This window comes from Erwinia aeris, from assembly GCF_041224955.1.
GTDB classification, from domain to species: domain Bacteria; phylum Pseudomonadota; class Gammaproteobacteria; order Enterobacterales; family Enterobacteriaceae; genus Erwinia; species Erwinia aeris.
Genome location: NZ_JBGFFX010000001.1, coordinates 111,615 through 128,680 on the forward strand (window position 1 = coordinate 111,615; position 17,066 = coordinate 128,680).

The following is a 17,066-nucleotide window of genomic DNA, read 5'->3' on the forward strand; positions in this document are numbered from 1 at the left end:
TTTTTACTGTGCCAACGCTATCCGTCGGTTACGCTCGCGCAGAAAGGCTTTCACCAGCCAGAACCAGAGCAGTCCGCAGGCCAGATTGACCAGGCTGAACCAGAAGCTGCCGCCGCTGAAATAGGCGCTTTTCACCGCTTCGATCCCTAACGTAAAGACCAGAATACTCACCATGCCCAGCATCGCGGCGACGCTGCCTTTGCCCGACGAGCTGGAAAACAGCGTCAGGCGGTACAGGCCGGCGTTAACCAGCCCCGTGCCAAAACCGTACAGGCTCAGGCCTGCGGTAAGCCAGAGGTAGCTGTGGGCGTTCAGCGCGCTGGCAAGCGTTGCTACCGCCAGGCCAATCAGGATCGGCCACGCGGCCAGCTTCAGCGGCTGCTCAATCGGTACGCGGCCGGACAGACGGCCCAGGGTCAGATTGCCGATAATCATCGCCACAAACACCGGCAGCTGGAGCAGCGCGTAGGTCATACGGGAAAGATGCTCGTCATGGATCAGGATCACCGGCGACAGCGCTACCCAGCCCAGGCAGGGAATACTGACCAGGCCGATAGCCAGCGAACCGCTCATCACCTGGCGATCCCGCACCAGGCTAAGATAGCCTTTGCCCAACGACTTAACTGAAACGGAGGTGCTGCGGTCGCCCGCGGTTTCCGGCATCGTTCGCCACAGGCCGACCAGCGCTACCGCGCTGACGGCGCCGAACAGCCAGAACATCGTGCGCCATTCGCCCACCGAGAGAAAGGCGGCACCGGCCAGCGGGCCTGCCAACGGTGCCAGTAGCGCTACGTTAGCCATCAGCGCCATCATTTTCACGCTCAGGGCTTCGTTAAAGGCTTCCTGGATGGCGGCATAGCCGACCGCGCCAATAAAACAGAGGCTGGTGCCCTGCAGGAAGCGCATCAGAATAAACTGCCCGACGGAGCCGACCCAATGCGTCCCCACGCAGGCCAGGGTAAAAAAGGCCACGCCTGCCAGCATCACCGGCCTGCGGCCAAGCTTGTCGGAAAGCGGCCCCAGCAGCCATTGCAGCACGATGCCGCCGGCCAGATAGGCGGTTAGCGAGGCGGAAACCCATTCCGGGCCGACGCCGAACTCGTTGGTCACCAGCAGCATTCCGGGCTGGATCATGTCATGGGCGATATAGCTGGCGAACTCAAACAGCACCAGCGAAAGGGGAAAAATCAAATGGCGACGAGTGATGGCCGTCACCGGAACAAAAGCGGGCATTAAGGCTCCTTCCAGAGTAAACAGGATCTAAATCGCGACAGCATACGGGAGTTGTATGACGGGCGGACAAAAAGTTGCTGAAAAAATAGCGGAAAAGGGAACAGCAGGGTGGAAAAAGTTATCGGGCGCGAAGGCCCGATAACCGTAAGCGTTATTCTACCCGCAGCACGCGGCTGGTATTGGTGGTGCCGGTGGTGCTCATAACGTCGCCCTGGGTGACGATGACCAGATCGCCAGACATCAGGAAGCCTTTATCACGCAGCAGATTAATCGCATCATGCGCCGCAACCACGCCGTCATTGTTGCTGTCGAAATAGACCGGCGTCACGCCGCGATACAGCGCGGTGAGGTTTAACGTGTGCTCATGGCGCGACATCGCAAAAATCGGCAGGCCGGAAGTGATGCGTGAGGTCATCAGCGCGGTGCGGCCGGACTCCGTCATGGTGATAATCGCGGTAACGCCCTGAAGATGGTTGGCGGCGTACATCGCGGACATGGCGATGGCCTCTTCGATATTGTCGAACTGCACGTCCAGACGGTGCTTGGAGACGTTGATACTCGGGATTTTCTCCGCGCCAAGGCAGACCTTAGCCATGGCTGTGACGGTTTCCGCCGGATACTGGCCCGCTGCGGTTTCCGCCGACAGCATAACGGCATCGGTTCCGTCCAGCACGGCATTCGCCACGTCCATAACTTCTGCGCGCGTCGGCATAGGATTGGTGATCATCGACTCCATCATTTGGGTTGCGGTGATAACCGAACGGTTCAGCTGGCGAGCGCGGCGGATCAGCGCTTTCTGGATGCCGACCAGTTCCGGATCGCCAATTTCAACGCCCAAATCGCCCCTGGCGACCATCACCACGTCCGACGCCAGGATAATGTCATCCATGGCTTCCTGCGACGCTACGGCTTCCGCCCGTTCAACTTTAGACACGATTTTCGCCTCGCAGCCTGCTTCGCGAGCCAGACGGCGAGCGTAATTCAGATCTTCGCCGCAGCGTGGGAAGGAGACGGCCAGATAATCCACGTCGATTTTAGCGGCGGTGATAATGTCCGCTTTATCTTTTTCCGTCAGCGCGTCGGCAGACAGCCCGCCGCCCAGCTTATTGATGCCTTTATTATTGGAAAGCGGGCCGCCGACGGTGACTTCGGTAAAGACTTTCATGCCCTGGACTTCCAGTACTTTCAACTGTACGCGGCCGTCGTCCAGCAGCAGGATATCGCCCGGCACAACGTCGGCCGGCAGGCCTTTATAGTCGATGCCTACCTTTTCTTTATCGCCTTCGCCTTTACTCAGGCTGGCATCCAGCAAAAAGCGGTCGCCCTGGTTAAGGAAGACTTTGCCTTCTTTAAAGGTGGATACACGAATTTTAGGGCCCTGAAGATCGCCCAGAATGGCCACATGACGGCCCAGCTTTGCCGCAATTGCGCGCACGTTGCTGGCGCGCTGCATATGATCTTCTGGCGTCCCGTGTGAGAAGTTAAGTCGAACCACGTTGGCCCCGGCAGCGATAATTTTTTCGAGATTATTGTCGCGATCGGTAGCCGGACCCAGGGTGGTAACGATCTTGGTTCTTCTTAAACGTCGAGTCATGGGGAGTTCCTTGTGTTTAAAAACCACGGATGAAAGGTCAGGCCGTCACCCGCGGTGCATCTGTGCACATCTATACTGATGAAACAAAGCGGGAACCGTTCTGTTTCTTTTAGTATTGGTTCTGCAGACGGGCGGCAAAGCCCTCAATGGATACAATACTGGGACGCGTGGCTGAAGTCACCACCTTGTCTCCGTCCGCCGCCGCAATTTTAACAGGCGGCGTAATCTCACCAGACGATCCGGTAGCAAAAAGGGAGCAAAAAGCTTAAGCGATTATTCCGATTCTGAAGAAAAAAACCGCCGAGAAAATGCCTTAAATTAGCCGTGTTTTCCGACAGACTGTAGCCACTCTGTACGCCGCTATTCTCACGGGCGCAGCATTTAATGCCAGAGCGAAGCCGCAAACCAACGGATAGTAGCGACTAATTTATCAACAGTAATCATTCACAACGCTCGCGAAATAATTATCACTTAAGTTTATTATCCACAGAGAGGACTTTCACGCTTAAAACAAAAGTGGAATTTGGTCGCCGATGACAATGCCCAATGAGTAATAATGTTGACGTTAAAAAAACCAGGTGTTAAAACATAACCATATTATAACAATTGATTTATTATTTTGTATCAGGGGAATAACAATAATAACTTTTGTGAGGGTGTATGCCGTTCCAATACTATGAAGACGTTATCGAAGACCTGGACTTATATAAAATATCAAAAATCATCCTGGAAGGAAATGCTGATGGCAGAGTGCTTTATATCATTCGTAATGCGGTAGACCCGGCGGTCTGTGAAAAAATAAAAAGTAATTTTTATGAAATTATGCGGATAAAAGGCAATCACCGCCCGGATGACGGCTTTGTGAAAACAGAACAGATAGGTTCTTCACAATTCCATAAAACCGGAATGGAATACATCAATGCCACCCTGGAGTCGGATGCGGACGTTCTGAATTTATATCAGGGTATGTCTGATGATGTAGTGAGAACGCTTTATATGGATAAACAGCTGGAAAATTTCTTTTCTCAGGAAAAAATTTCTTATCGACCGTCGGCGTTTAAAAGCCATAATGCCAATTTTGCCACCACCAGACGATGGCTGGACAACGGTAATATGTCGTTATGGCCACATGATGACAGCGCCCAGTTAAAATTTGCTGAGCAAGACGGTTATGAAATTGCAGCGGCTAAAAACGTTATTTCTTCCAATCTGTGCGTTTGCGATGCTGCTAACGGCGGGGAACTGAAGGTGTGGAACTGTAGGCCGGATGACAATATCCGTAAAGAATTTGATGTTCTGGACACAGGTTATCCTTATCCATTGGCGTTCGCTGATAGCTTTGAAAGTTTCACAGTGCGTTTAAAACCTGGCGATCTTTATTTTCTCAATGCTTCCTATCTCCATGGCGTGACCAGTTCGGTAGAGAACGAGAGGATCAGCTCCGGTCGCTTTATCGGTTATATCGATAATAAAGTGGTCTGGTGGACGTAGAAAAATGGAAATAGATAATATTGTTCAGGATTTACAAGGGCAGGGTTACGCTAAGTTTAATCTTAAGAACTTCACAGATTTCACCATTGCTGAAGATGAGCTTAAAATTTTAAAGGCTAATTTTGCCGATATGCCTTTGGATACCTATTCTGAAGGAAATCGATTAAGAAATTATATTCAGGTTGCCTGGCAGAACAACGAGGTAACTTATGGAAAGTTTGAACCTTATCAGCAAACTAAAAGATATAATCCCGTAACAGGTGGCGTGGTCAGAGACTATCAAAATATCGGTGCGGAAATCCTCAAAACAGCGCTGTTCAATAAGATAGTGAAAACAGATATCGACATTGTAAAAAATATCGAAGACATGCCGCCCGTTGAAGAGTTAATGATTGGTGTACATCTGTTTCGCTATAACGCGGGAAAAGAACCGGCGTACAGTTCTCCTGCATGGCTACACAAAGATGATGAGGACGTCGTTTTTATGCATCTGGTGGATGTTTCGGAAGATCTTGTCGGCGGAGAAAGCATAATAGCTAAGCATCCTAAGAGGATTGACCGTGTATTAAGGATGAAAAAAACCTTTGATACGTTAGTGGTTAATCATCGCTGTTTTCATGCGGTCACGCCAATGAGTGTGCCAGAGGAATATGACGATAATGCATTTTTGCACAGGGATATCATCCTGGTAACTTTCCAAAAAAGGGAAACGGGTGAAGGTATTGAATGAAAATATAGCAATTGTTACCGGAAGTAATGGCGGTATTGGCAAAGAAATCGTTTACTCCCTGCTCGAGAGGAACTATCAGGTATTCGGACTGGATCTTGAAAACGATATAGTTCGTGATGGCTTTAAATTTATCAGAACGGATTTGATGGACCTGAATGCTCTGAATGAAAATTCATTCAATGACTTACCGTTCGGCGAATACAACCTTCTGATCAACGCTGCCGGTATCAGGGAGATCGTACCCTTGCTGGACCTGAGTCTTGAAAACTGGTCGGCTGTATATGCAATCAATACCACCGCGCCTTTTCTAATTTCGAGAAACTTTTGCAGAAAGCTGGTCGCACAAAACAAAGAGGGAAGTATTGTTAACATTGCTTCTGTAAGCGGGATTCTGGCTGAACCTGACAGAACCGCCTATGTCTCGTCGAAACATGCTTTAATTGGCCTGACAAAACAGTTCGCTCTGGAGTTTGGTCGTCAAGGAATAAGGTGTAACTCAGTATCACCGGCTATTACCCGTACGGGAATGACTGAACACTATTTTCATGAAGAAGCCACCATGAAAAAAATATACAGTGGAATGTATTCAACCCGAACAGGCGAACCCCAGGATATTGCCGCCGTGGTTAATCTGCTCTCCGACAGAAATTCGCAATTTATCAACGGCGCGAATTTTGTTATTGATGGCGGATGGACCTGCGGCAAAGATTTGTAATAGCGGTCTGTTAACAGCTGCGTTAAATAATTACTGGAGAATATCAGTGATCGAAACCGTATGGATTTCATGGGAAGAACAGCAGGGCCTGAAAAGACTGGCTGAAAGTTTTAAAGAGTTTGATGATGAGATGCTTTTTTCCTCGCTCTCAAGTCTGAAAGAACAAGTTAAAAATATCCTTAGCCCGGAGACGTTCGCCGCTCTAATTGGTTTTATGCCTGGTGAAGGAAATATTCTGCGCGTCAACGGTCTGCCTTTTGACTATAACGTTAAAGAGACACCTTATACCGGCTATGTTGATAACGCCGATCTGCCGATAGCCAGCGTCATGCAGTTTGCTGTTTTCGCAGCCTGCGGTATTTTCCCGATATCTTATCTGCGTGAGAACAAAGGGCTCCTGTTCCGTCACGTGGTGCCGACGCGAAAAAGGGCAAAAAGAGTCAGCTCTCACGGCAGCGCATTAACGTTGGATATGCATGTTTCAAATCCGATCCTGCCGATAATCCCGGAGGAAACCAATAATGTATCAGGTTCGCCGGAAATTTTATCTTTCTATGGTATACGCCCGGATCCGGACGTCTTCACAGAAGTCGTGGAGCTGGATGAGGTGTTGCAACAGCTTGAACAACGCGTTATTGACGAGCTATGTGAGAAAAAATACTACTTTCGGATGCCATCGTCATTTAATGGCGATGAGTTGAAAGGGCCGCTAGCTATCCTTGGCATCAAAGACGGGATGTACTACAACAGGACAGATATGGATACGGTTATTCCTGTTGACTATCCTGCGCTGGTCAGCTTAAACATTTTTATGGAAGCCACCAAGAAGGTTAAGCATTATCACCGCCTTCAGCTTCCACCAGGCGATATGTTGCTGTTTAAAAATCAGCGTACCCTGCATTCCCGACAGAAGTTTGTAGCCCGATATAACGGGCTGGATCGCTGGATGGTGCGCCTGTACGGTAGTGCAAACATGGCCCGCCATCACGCGGCAGATGAATCAAAAAGATACCTTGGGTTAACTTATTAATATTATGAAAAATCTTATCATCAGTGATTCAGTCGTCAACCTGAGTAAAATCGATGCGGCGCTGACCGATAACGCTTGCGTAGTGAAAGGTTACTATCCGGAAGAAGCGGATACTTCTCCCTTTGTTGCCATCGGCTCCAGTCTACATGAAGCTGTAGCCGACAGTGAAAATATTGTTATTTCACTCGAGGAAGATAAGTGGGACAACATATTACTGGGATTAGCAGGGATTCTTACCAGAATTTCGGAAGAAACTAAAATTTTCAACTATACCGCCCTCGATCAAGAGAAGTTAAAAATCTATACGCAATTTTTAACCTCAAAAAACCTTGTATTTATAAATAAGGTCTGATTCAGGTAGCCATTTCCCCGGTTTATGTTGCAAAAAAATAGAAGCTAACAAACGCTGCCTGGCTTTGCTGCGGGCGGCTTTTTTACATGGAAAAAAGTAATGATTACCGCGCAATTAGGCTCCTCACATTATTGTAGTTACAGAATTTTAACAGTAAGATAAAACGGCGATTAAAAAAATAATTTTCATTGGGAGTGAGCAATGCTTTCTAAAAAGTCCGCTGGTATCAAATCCTCTGCTGTCAGAGAATTGCTGAAATTCAGCAAAATTCCCGGTGTTATATCGCTTGCAGGAGGAATTCCTGCCACCGATCTTATCGATGTTGAAGGTATCGATACCGTTCTCAAAGATATTTTATCTCGTGAGCACAGAGGTTTATTCCAGTATAGCGTTACCGAAGGCGAGGAACACCTGCGTGAGCAGCTTTCTCGCTGGAACAGCGGGCATAATCTGAATGTGGATGCGGAAAGCATTATTATTACTAACGGGTCGCAACAGGCTATCGATCTTTTAAGTCGCGTTTTCCTTGAAAAGGGTGACAAAGTATTTGTTGAACGGCCAACTTATCTGGCGGCGCTGCAAATTTTTGGCTATACCGACGCCACGGTCGTTGAGCTGGAATATGATTCTGAAGGTATTGAACTGAACCTGCTGGAAAAAGAGATGGCGGCAGGCGGGGTGAAAATGGTTTACCTTACGCCAAACTTCGCCAACCCTACCGGTAATACCATCAGTTATGAACAGCGCGTGAAAATCGCTAAGCTGTCGCAACAATACCAGGTGGTTATTATTGAAGACGATCCTTATGGGCATCTGCGCTTCAGCGGTGACCCCGTTCCCTCAATATTTTCTGTCGCGCAAAGTCTGTTCGGTAAAAATCATAACGTCTGCTATATGTCCAGCTTCTCAAAAATCTTCTCACCAGGATTACGATTGGGCTGGCTGGCCGTGCCCGAACATTTCCACATGGCAACGGTTGTCGCCAAGCAGGCATTAGATTTGCATACTTCTACTTTAAATCAAAGCATAGCCGCACATTATATTGAGTCCGGTAGAATCAATGAAAGAGTGGAGATATTAAAGGCCACCTACAAAGACCGACGCGATTACCTGATTGGATCCTTACATGAATATTCAGGCGGCGATATCACGTGGAATACGCCTGATGGGGGAATGTTCCTGTGGTGTCACCTCGCGGAGGGTATCGACGCCTCGCAGCTTTTGCAGGAATGTATTAAAGAAAATGTCGTGTTCGTACCCGGAGAAGTGTTTTTTGCGCGGGATCCGCAAAAAAATTCACTGCGGCTCTCTTATTCCATGCTTACCGCAGAAACGGCGCGGGAAGCAGTGATACGAATTTCCAGGGCGCTGAAAAAAATAAAATAGTCCAATAAGGATCGTTAGCTTTACGGCTAATGGTTCTCGATCGCAGCGCGGCTTTTGCCGCCCTTAATCGTGCCTGCTGTTAATGAACGGGGCAGGTTACGTATGTAAAAAATGCAGCGGCAGACAGTAAAACATAAGATTATTTAGAGGGAAGTTTATGAATAAGCATGGCGATTATATCCTTCTGGTAGGGGCAGAAGTCCCTTTCCGCGAACGTGCCTTTGCCGGCGCTTTACGCGCTTCTGAAGGAATGGATGTTTTTACCGTCAGTAATACTATTTTTTCTCATACGCTTAAATATTTTGATGGCTATATTTGTGCACCCATCTCGGATCATGAGAAAGTTCTACAGGAAGTTATACGGTACGAGGAATTAACCGGAAGAACGCCGAGGGCGGTTATTCCTACCAATGATTTTACCGTAGTTACTGCTGCCTTCGTTGCTAAACATTACGGATTACCCCACAACGATCTCTCCGTTGTCGAAAGATGCAGAGATAAATTTATCATGCGGGAATGTTTGCAAAATGCGGGCCTGCCGGTGCCAAAATATTATCAGGTTGCCAAACTTGACGAGCTACGTAGCGCCGTTGCGCAGACAGGTTATCCGGCCATTATTAAACCACGCCTGATGGCGGGCAGCCTGGGCGTAATAAAAGTTTCTTCGGAAGAAGAGCTGGTGCGCGCTTTCGAAAAAAGCATTGCCGATGTCAAAAGCATCAATGGCGAAGCCAATGCCGACGAAAGTTTATTTATTGTCGAAGAATTTATCGCATATGAGTTTGAAGTCAGTGTGGAAGTCCTGAATACCCCTGATTTTAGCCGTGTTATTGGCGTGACGGATAAATACCTTGGCGCGCCGCCGCATTTCGTTGAACTGGGGCATGTAGTACCTTCCCGATTTACCTCCCATCGCGATCTTATTGAACTTGCTGAAAGAACCTGTCGTACGTTAGGGATTAAATACGGTATTGCTCATTTCGAAGCCAAAGTCAGCGCTAAGGGCGAGATTAAAATTATTGAAGTAGCTGCCAGGACGGGCGGTGATAGCATCATGAGTCTGGTTGAAAAGGTTTATGGCTATAACCCTTATCAGCTGCATGTCTCATCCTATATTAATCCTGAAATGGTTTTCGCTTCCCGCCTCGACTCCGCCAAAGGCATTGCCGCTATTGCTTTTATGAAAGCGGAAACGGGGAGGCTTACGCAGATAAACGTGCCTGCCTCGTTGCCTGAAGAAATCCTGCATCTCAATGTCATGGCCGTACAGGGCCAACAGATTTTTCCGCTGGACTCGTGGCGTAACCGGGAAGGTATTATCGAATTTTTCTGGCCGGGCGAAACGCAAAGTGAAACGCTGTTTACCCGACATCTTGAAATGGCAAAAACGCTTTCAGCGCAAACTTTTATAACGGAATCTGTGTAACAGAGTAAAGGAGTCGTTTTGGGCGCTTTTAATTTTCATAAATTCATCATTAGCAGAGGACTGGGCGCCCTTTGCGATCAGTTTCTGATGTTCGCCGTTCCTTTGGCTATCCTTAAATCAACCGGTTCGACCAGCCTGTCTGCTTTATCATTTGTTATCGAGTGGATACCCCGAGTGCTGTTTTTTCCGATTGCCGGAAGTTTACTGCAGGGGAAAAACTTCAAAAAAATATTTTTGTCGTTAGATGTCTTCAGATGCGCAGCCCTGGCGGCTGCTTTTTTACTGGTTAACATCACCGGCATATTTGCCACGCTGACCACGCTGATGGCCATCATGTCTCTGTGTTACGTCCTGAATTTTGTCTCGATCGAGTCCATTATACCGGCCAATGTTCCACGTGAAGAGTATGCCAGAGTGCATTCCAGGATACAGACGGTAGAGCAATTTTCACAGATCCTTGGGCCAGCCATCGCCATTGTTATTTATAGCCACGCACACGTAAATGGCATTCTTTTGATCTCGGCCGCGCTGTTTTTGCTGTCGGCCGCGAACCTTTTAACATTATCTATTGCCTCGCCTGAATCCGCAGGAGTGACTAAGGTCAAAGATATCCTGCGCTCTAATCGCGAAGCCTTTGTTTATCTTTTCGAAGACAAGAAAATTATTTATCTGTGCACTATGACATGGATTGTCAATATCATTTATGGCGTGGTTTTAGCTATCTCTCCGGCCGTTATCCTTAAGCATTTTAAGCTGGAGTCGGGAGCGTTAGGCCTGATGCAAAGCGTTGCGGCTTTAGCGTCAGTGCTGCTTTTTTACCTTATTCCTCGGTTGACGCTTCGCTTCAGCGTGACGCTGATTGGGCAACTTTCACTGTTAATCATATTAGCGAGCGGCCTGTTTCTTGGACTGGCAGGTAATTATTATGCTTACGTGGCGCTTTATGCGCTTCTGAGCGCCTTTGACGGAGGCTTCAGCGTTTATATCAGAATTATGCGTAGCACGATTATTCCTGCTGCAATTTTGTCCAGGGTAATCGGCGTGGTCGGCATGTTGAATTTGCTTTCTATTCCAGTAGGCGGCCTCGCCGTAAGCCTGCTCTCTGAAAAGACCACGCTGCAGAACATCATTCTACTGGCCTTTGCGCTCTCGTTTGTACTGACCATAGTCCTGCTTTTTGTTGGTCGACTAAAGTTTGGCTATAAAAAATATTTCCCTCAGGTGCCAAAAGAGGCGAGCTGATATTTTGCCATCGCTGATGCTCGCGTTCTGCAAGGGGGAAGGTTTAGCTCTCTTCGCGACATTCTGGATACTGCTGCATGGCGGATTATGAAAAGACTGGCGCAACTTCTGTTGTAACTTTAAACAGTGACAGTGCTTTTTTACTATCTGTTTCGTCGATTTCTTTTAAAGGCGAAATCGATGATTTTTTGCTGCGGTAAAAAGCGTTAGTTAACTGTCGTTGAGCTGCTTTTCGCTGATTTTAACGCATTATCCTCGTTATATTCCGTGTGCTTCTGGTCGGAACGCTTAGTAAGCGAGCGGAAATTTTAAGCACAAACTGCCTGTGTATTGGGCGGCAAAAAGCTTTGAGACTGGCTACTCTGTGCTGGCGGGGCGTCGCCAGGTTTACGCCGACCCGGCAAAAGCAGTACATTGTATTGAAAGAAAATTAAAAGCCTGACCGCGCTGGGATCCGCCGGTCGGGTTTATCCTGCAACGAGGAGAATAGAATGGCGGTTACACAAACAGCCCAGGCATGCGATCTGGTGATTTTTGGTGCCAAAGGCGACCTTGCACGCCGGAAACTGTTGCCTTCCCTGTACCAGCTGGAAAAAGCCGGACAAATCCATGAAGAGTCACGCATTATTGGCGTGGGCCGCGCGGAATGGGATAAAGCGGCTTATACCAAAGTCGTTCGTGAAGCGCTGGAAACCTTTATGAAGGAAACCATCGACGAGGCGCTTTGGGATAAGCTGAGCAGCCGACTCGACTTCTGTAATCTGGACGTTAATGACGCGGCCCACTTTACCAAACTGGGCAAAATGCTTGACCAGAAAAAGCGCGTCACCATCAACTACTTTGCTATGCCACCGGGAACGTTCGGCGCCATCTGTAAAGGTCTGGGCACCGCTAAACTGAACGCGCAGCCTGCACGCGTCGTGATGGAGAAGCCGCTGGGCACCTCGCTGGAAACCTCGCGCGAGATCAACGATCAGGTGGGCGAATACTTCGAAGAGAACCAGGTTTTCCGTATCGACCATTATTTGGGAAAAGAGACGGTACTGAACCTGCTGGCGCTGCGCTTCGCCAACTCGCTGTTTGCCTCTAACTGGGATAACCGCACCATCGATCACGTGCAGATTACCGTGGCGGAAGAGGTGGGTATCGAAGGACGCTGGGGTTACTTCGATAAAGCGGGCCAGATGCGCGATATGATCCAGAACCACCTGTTACAGGTTCTGACCATGATTGCGATGTCGCCGCCGGCCGATCTGACCGCTGACCGTATCCGCGATGAAAAAGTCAAAGTGCTGCGCTCGCTGCGCCGTATCGACCACACTAACGTGCGCGATAAAACCGTGCGCGGACAGTACACCTCCGGCTTTGTGCAGGGCAAAAAAGTCCCTGGCTATCTTGAGGAAGAAGACGCCAACAAATCCAGCAATACCGAAACCTTCGTCTCTATTCGTGTCGATATTGACGACTGGCGCTGGGCTGGCGTGCCGTTCTACCTGCGTACCGGCAAGCGTCTGCCGACCAAGTGTTCTGAAGTTGTGGTTTATTTTAAAAACCCGGCGCTGAATCTGTTTAAAGATTCCTGGCAGGAACTGCCGCAGAACAAGCTGACCATTCGTCTGCAGCCGGATGAAGGGGTGGATATCCAGATCCTGAATAAAGTACCGGGGCTGGATCACAAGCACAATCTGCAAACCACCAAACTGGATCTGAGCTTCTCGGAAACCTTTAACCAGTCGCATCTGGCCGACGCCTACGAGCGTCTGCTGCTGGAGACGATGCGCGGCATTCAGGCGCTGTTTGTACGTCGCGACGAGGTGGAAGAGGCCTGGAAGTGGGTGGATTCCATCATGGAAGCCTGGGCGGCCGATAACGAAGCGCCTAAACCGTATCAGGCCGGCACCTGGGGGCCGGTTGCCTCAGTCGCGATGATTACCCGCGACGGCCGTTCCTGGAACGAGTTCGAATAAAACGCTCGACTAACCCGCTTTGGCGGGTTTTTTTACGCCTGGCGTCGGCCTGTAAAAAATTGAACCGCAGTTTCAAAAATATCTTTGGCGCATGGACGCACCCGCTCATAATCCTGTATGGTAGCAGACGATCACTTTTCGGACGCCGCGCGCGTCGTTTTTGCCCGCCTTATTGAAGCAGGCAGGCCTGACAGGAGAAGCAGGACGATGAGTAACTGGGAAACAAGCGCTGAAAAAATTCTTACCACCGGGCCGGTCGTACCGGTCATCGTAGTCAACAAGCTGGAACATGCGGTGCCGATGGCGAAAGCGCTGGTCGCGGGCGGGGTGAAAGTGCTTGAGGTAACCTTGAGAACGGCCTGCGCAATGGATGCGATAAAAGCGATGATCGCAGAAGTGCCTGAAGCCATCGTCGGCGCGGGCACGGTGCTGAACGTGCAGCAGCTGCGGGAAGTGACCCAGGCGGGCGCGAAATTTGTTATCAGTCCCGGCATCACCGAGCCGCTGCTACAGGCTGCCGTGGAAGGGCCAATCCCGCTAATTCCGGGGATCAGTACCGTATCTGAGCTGATGGCCGGCATGGATCACGGCCTGCGCGAGTTTAAATTTTTCCCGGCGGAAGCCAACGGCGGCGTGAAAGCGCTCCAGGCCATCAGCGGACCTTTCCCACAGGTTCGCTTCTGTCCGACCGGCGGCATCTCTCCGGCCAACTACCGGGACTATCTGGCGCTGAAAAGCGTGCTGTGCATCGGCGGTTCGTGGCTGGTGCCGGCGGATGCGCTGGAAGCAGGGGATTACGATCGCATTACGCAGCTGGCTAAAGAGGCGGTAGCAGGCGCGCGCTAATGCCGTTCAGAGCGTAAAACTAAAAAAGGATGGCTGGCGGCCATCCTTTTTGCTGAGGCGGGTACAGCGCCGGCCGCCAGCTTTACAGAGGCGGGAGCGCATCAGCCGCTGATTTTACGCTAACGATGCAGAAGCGCGCACAGCGTCAACCGCTGACTTTTACGCCAGCAGCGCAGAAGCGGGGCAGCATCAGCCGCAGATTTTACGCTAATTATGCAGTAGCGCGCACGGCGTCAACCGCTGACTTTTACGCCAGCAGCGCAGGCGACAGCACGCTGCACGGCCTCATCAATATCGTCACCGGTTGCCAGCGCAACGCCCATGCGACGTTTGCCCTGAACTTCCGGCTTGCCGAACAGACGAAGCTGCAAGCCCGCGCCAAGTACCGTATCCAGATTGGCGAACTGCACGTTATCGCTGCTCAGTTCCGGCAGGATCACCGCCGAGGCCGCCGGGCCATACTGGCGGATGCCGCCAACGGGCAGGCCAAGAAAAGCGCGGACATGCAGCGCAAATTCCGAAAGATCCTGAGAAATCAGCGTTACCATGCCGGTGTCGTGCGGGCGAGGGGAAACCTCGCTAAACACCACTTCATCCCCGCAAACGAACAGCTCCACGCCAAACAGCCCGTGCCCGCCCAGTGCGATAACCACTTTCTCGGCAATCTGCTGCGCGCGCTGTAAAGCCAGCTCGCTCATCTGCTGCGGCTGCCAGGATTCGCGGTAGTCGCCATCTTCCTGGCGGTGGCCAATCGGCGCACAGAAGTGGATCCCGTCGGCAGCGCTGACGGTCAGCAGCGTGATCTCAAAATCGAACTTCACTACGCCTTCCACTATCACCCGGCCTGCACCGGCGCGTCCGCCCTGTTGGGCATATTCCCATGCGGCAGCAAGCCCTGCGGCCTCGCGGATAAAACTTTGCCCCTTGCCGGAAGAGCTCATGACCGGCTTCACGATGCAGGGAAAGCCAATTTCCTGCGCGGCCTGATTAAAGTCCGCCACGTTGTCGGCAAAGCGATAAGAAGAGGTCGGCAGCGCCAGCTCTTCTGCAGCCAGGCGGCGGATACCTTCGCGGTTCATGGTCAGACGAGCGGCGCGAGCCGTCGGCACCACGCGCTGCCCCTGTTTTTCCAGCTCAATCAGCATATCGGTAGCGATGGCTTCGATTTCCGGCACGATATAGTCCGGACGCTCCTGCGCCACCAGCGCTTTCAGCGCCTCGCCATCCAGCATATTGATTACGTGACTGCGATGGGCGACATGCATCGCCGGTGCATCGGCATAGCGATCCACCGCAATGACTTCAACGCCCAGACGCTGACATTCCAGCGCCACTTCTTTACCCAGCTCGCCAGAGCCAAGCAGCATTACACGCGTTGCCGCAGGACGCAGCGCAGTACCAAGAGTTGTCATAAATCTCTACCTGATTAGAGGAAAAAATGCGGGCGCAGTATAAACGAAAACGATTGCGTCTTCATCCGATTTCCGGGCTTGAGAAAAATTCCCGGTCTGATATACTGTATAAAAATACAGTTAAACGAGGTGGGCACTATGGCTGTTGAAATCAAATATGTTGTCGTCAGAAAAGGTGAGGAAAAGATGACTTTCGCCAGTAAGAAAGAAGCCGACGCTTATGACAAAATGCTGGATATGGCCGAAGTGTTCTGCGACTGGCTGAGCGCTGCGCCATTGGATATGGATGAAAATCAGCGCGAGGCGTTGGGGATGTTCCTGTCGGAAAACAAAGATGCCGTGCAGCATATCCTGCGTACCAGCAAAATGCCGGAAGCGGAGTCCTCCCGTCCCGTTGCGTCAGTCGCTGCGTTAACCGCTGAGGATGCCGATGCCGATGCCGATGCCGATGCCGATGCGGAAGAGAAGAAGCCCAAAGCGGGGCGCATTAAAGCAGCCTGAGGCGGTCTCGTCTGTAGTATGTGACGTTGTGGCTTGTTTACCAGCCCTGTCGCTACCAGATGCCCTGATAAGAGGGCGTTATCAGTAGCAGCCTGTCCTCGGACAGGCTTTTTATCTTTCTGTTTAGCGTTTACAGACCACAGCTTTTCAGGTTCAGGCGATTGTCGCCTGCGCACAGCAGCGTTTCAGCGCGTGCATGGCTTCTTTCGCCGCATCGGAAGGCGAGCGCTGTTTAATCTCATCATTAAAGACTTCCAGCCCAACCGGCCCGCTGTAGCCTTCCGCTTCCAGATAGTCCAGCAGCGTATAGAGCGGGAAGTTGCCCTGGCCCGGCAACAGCCGATGGTGCCTTGCCGTTTCCACCAGTTCGCTGCCGGAAGGCAGCGTGGCTAAATCGGAAAGCTGTACCAGGAAAATTTTGTCCATCGGGATGCCGTTTAAGTCGGCCACGGTTCGGTTGCGTACAAAAATATGGAAGGCATCCACGACCAGGCCCAGATTAGGCTCGTTAATACGCTGTACCAGCTGCCAGGCGGCGGCCGTAGTATTGATATGGGTGCTCCATGCCATCGCCTCAAAGGCGACCCGCAGCCCACGCTTTCCCGCTTCCTGCGCCAGCCAGCGAATATCCTCTTCTTCACGCCCGGCGATACACTCTTTTTGCGTAGAGGCTGGCGTCAGCAGGGTGGTGGCGCCCAGCGCCGCCGCTGTCTCCATCATTTTCAGCGCGTCGCGGCGTTTTTCCTCGCGCTGATCGTCCGGTGCGCCGTCAAAATCCAGCAGCACCTGGTAATCCGTCAGGGCAAGCCGCTGTTCCTCAAGCAGGCTGGCTACAGCCTGAGGCGTACCTTCAGCCGAGTCCACATCCTGCCGCCACAATTCCAGCTGGCTGAAGCCAGCCTGAGCGGCGGCGATAATTTTCTCTTCCGTTGTGCCGCTCAGTAAAACCGTATTAATAAAAAGTGGATTATGTTGAAAACGCATCCTGTTCCCCTTAAAGCTCAATAGCAAAAAAATGGACAGAGAGCCGGTAAACGGTCCGACCTTTTGACTCTCGCCTGCTGACAAGTATAGCGACCTGTGCCGATTCGCCAGCCTCATCAGCGCGCTAAAGGTTTTCCAGGCTTTGCCTGACTTGACG

15 protein-coding genes are annotated in these 17,066 nt (G+C 50.8%); 11 read left to right on the plus strand and 4 right to left on the minus strand.

Features of this window, described 5'->3' with window-relative positions; genetic code table 11:
* Positions 1-3: 3 nt before the first annotated feature.
* Both AB6T85_RS00500 and pyk read right to left on the minus strand, forming a co-directional pair.
* Positions 4-1,233: an MFS transporter gene (locus AB6T85_RS00500; protein ID WP_369894566.1), complete on the minus strand. Its 1,230-nt coding sequence runs from the start codon at positions 1,231-1,233 to the stop codon at positions 4-6.
* A 151-nt stretch (positions 1,234-1,384) separates the two neighbouring features.
* The gene (pyk, locus tag AB6T85_RS00505; protein ID WP_125287906.1) at positions 1,385-2,827 is read right to left on the minus strand and encodes a pyruvate kinase; all 1,443 of its coding nucleotides are present in this window, start codon (positions 2,825-2,827) and stop codon (positions 1,385-1,387) included.
* A gap of 660 nt (positions 2,828-3,487) precedes the next feature.
* Here pyk and AB6T85_RS00510 point away from each other — a divergent pair.
* From AB6T85_RS00510 to AB6T85_RS00555, 10 genes are all read left to right on the plus strand, one after another.
* Positions 3,488-4,318 (plus strand): hypothetical protein, encoded by an 831-nt coding sequence (locus AB6T85_RS00510; RefSeq protein ID WP_253460740.1) that lies wholly within the window; start codon positions 3,488-3,490, stop codon positions 4,316-4,318.
* 4 nt (positions 4,319-4,322) lie between these two features.
* Complete coding sequence (locus AB6T85_RS00515) at positions 4,323-5,048, plus strand: 2OG-Fe dioxygenase family protein (RefSeq protein ID WP_301252192.1); 726 nt, start codon at positions 4,323-4,325, stop codon at positions 5,046-5,048.
* Positions 5,032-5,763 carry an SDR family NAD(P)-dependent oxidoreductase gene (locus AB6T85_RS00520; protein ID WP_253460746.1) on the plus strand — a complete coding sequence of 244 codons (732 nt, stop codon included), beginning with the start codon at positions 5,032-5,034 and terminating at the stop codon, positions 5,761-5,763. Before AB6T85_RS00515 ends, AB6T85_RS00520 begins: the two co-directional genes overlap by 17 nt.
* A 46-nt stretch (positions 5,764-5,809) precedes the next feature.
* A complete protein-coding gene (locus tag AB6T85_RS00525; RefSeq protein ID WP_253460749.1) occupies positions 5,810-6,793 on the plus strand; it encodes a TauD/TfdA family dioxygenase in 984 nt (327 codons plus the stop codon).
* A gap of 4 nt (positions 6,794-6,797) precedes the next feature.
* Positions 6,798-7,145: a hypothetical protein gene (locus AB6T85_RS00530; RefSeq protein ID WP_253460752.1), complete on the plus strand. Its 348-nt coding sequence runs from the start codon at positions 6,798-6,800 to the stop codon at positions 7,143-7,145.
* 201 nt (positions 7,146-7,346) lie between these two features.
* Positions 7,347-8,531, plus strand: coding sequence for an aminotransferase-like domain-containing protein (locus AB6T85_RS00535; RefSeq protein ID WP_253460755.1), 1,185 nt, complete (start codon positions 7,347-7,349; stop codon positions 8,529-8,531).
* A gap of 157 nt (positions 8,532-8,688) precedes the next feature.
* Positions 8,689-9,957, plus strand: coding sequence for an ATP-grasp domain-containing protein (locus tag AB6T85_RS00540; RefSeq protein ID WP_253460758.1), 1,269 nt, complete (start codon positions 8,689-8,691; stop codon positions 9,955-9,957).
* Between the two features lie 18 nt (positions 9,958-9,975).
* Entirely contained in the window at positions 9,976-11,199 is a 1,224-nt protein-coding gene (locus tag AB6T85_RS00545; RefSeq protein ID WP_253460762.1) for an MFS transporter, read from the plus strand.
* A 491-nt stretch (positions 11,200-11,690) separates the two neighbouring features.
* The gene (zwf, locus tag AB6T85_RS00550; protein WP_301252187.1) at positions 11,691-13,166 is read left to right on the plus strand and encodes a glucose-6-phosphate dehydrogenase; all 1,476 of its coding nucleotides are present in this window, start codon (positions 11,691-11,693) and stop codon (positions 13,164-13,166) included.
* Positions 13,167-13,373: 207 nt separating this feature from the next.
* Positions 13,374-14,012 (plus strand): bifunctional 4-hydroxy-2-oxoglutarate aldolase/2-dehydro-3-deoxy-phosphogluconate aldolase, encoded by a 639-nt coding sequence (locus AB6T85_RS00555; protein ID WP_253460768.1) that lies wholly within the window; start codon positions 13,374-13,376, stop codon positions 14,010-14,012.
* A gap of 233 nt (positions 14,013-14,245) precedes the next feature.
* Here AB6T85_RS00555 and purT read toward each other — a convergent pair whose 3' ends face one another.
* Complete coding sequence (purT, locus tag AB6T85_RS00560) at positions 14,246-15,424, minus strand: formate-dependent phosphoribosylglycinamide formyltransferase (protein WP_301729447.1); 1,179 nt, start codon at positions 15,422-15,424, stop codon at positions 14,246-14,248.
* Positions 15,425-15,562: 138 nt separating this feature from the next.
* On the opposite strand from purT, the gene AB6T85_RS00565 reads away from it, so the two are divergent.
* Positions 15,563-15,925: a YebG family protein gene (locus AB6T85_RS00565; RefSeq protein WP_301252185.1), complete on the plus strand. Its 363-nt coding sequence runs from the start codon at positions 15,563-15,565 to the stop codon at positions 15,923-15,925.
* Positions 15,926-16,078: 153 nt separating this feature from the next.
* On the opposite strand, the gene AB6T85_RS00570 is transcribed toward AB6T85_RS00565, so the two are convergent.
* Positions 16,079-16,909 carry a sugar phosphate isomerase/epimerase family protein gene (locus AB6T85_RS00570; RefSeq protein ID WP_301729448.1) on the minus strand — a complete coding sequence of 277 codons (831 nt, stop codon included), beginning with the start codon at positions 16,907-16,909 and terminating at the stop codon, positions 16,079-16,081.
* Between the last annotated feature and the right edge of the window lie 157 nt (positions 16,910-17,066).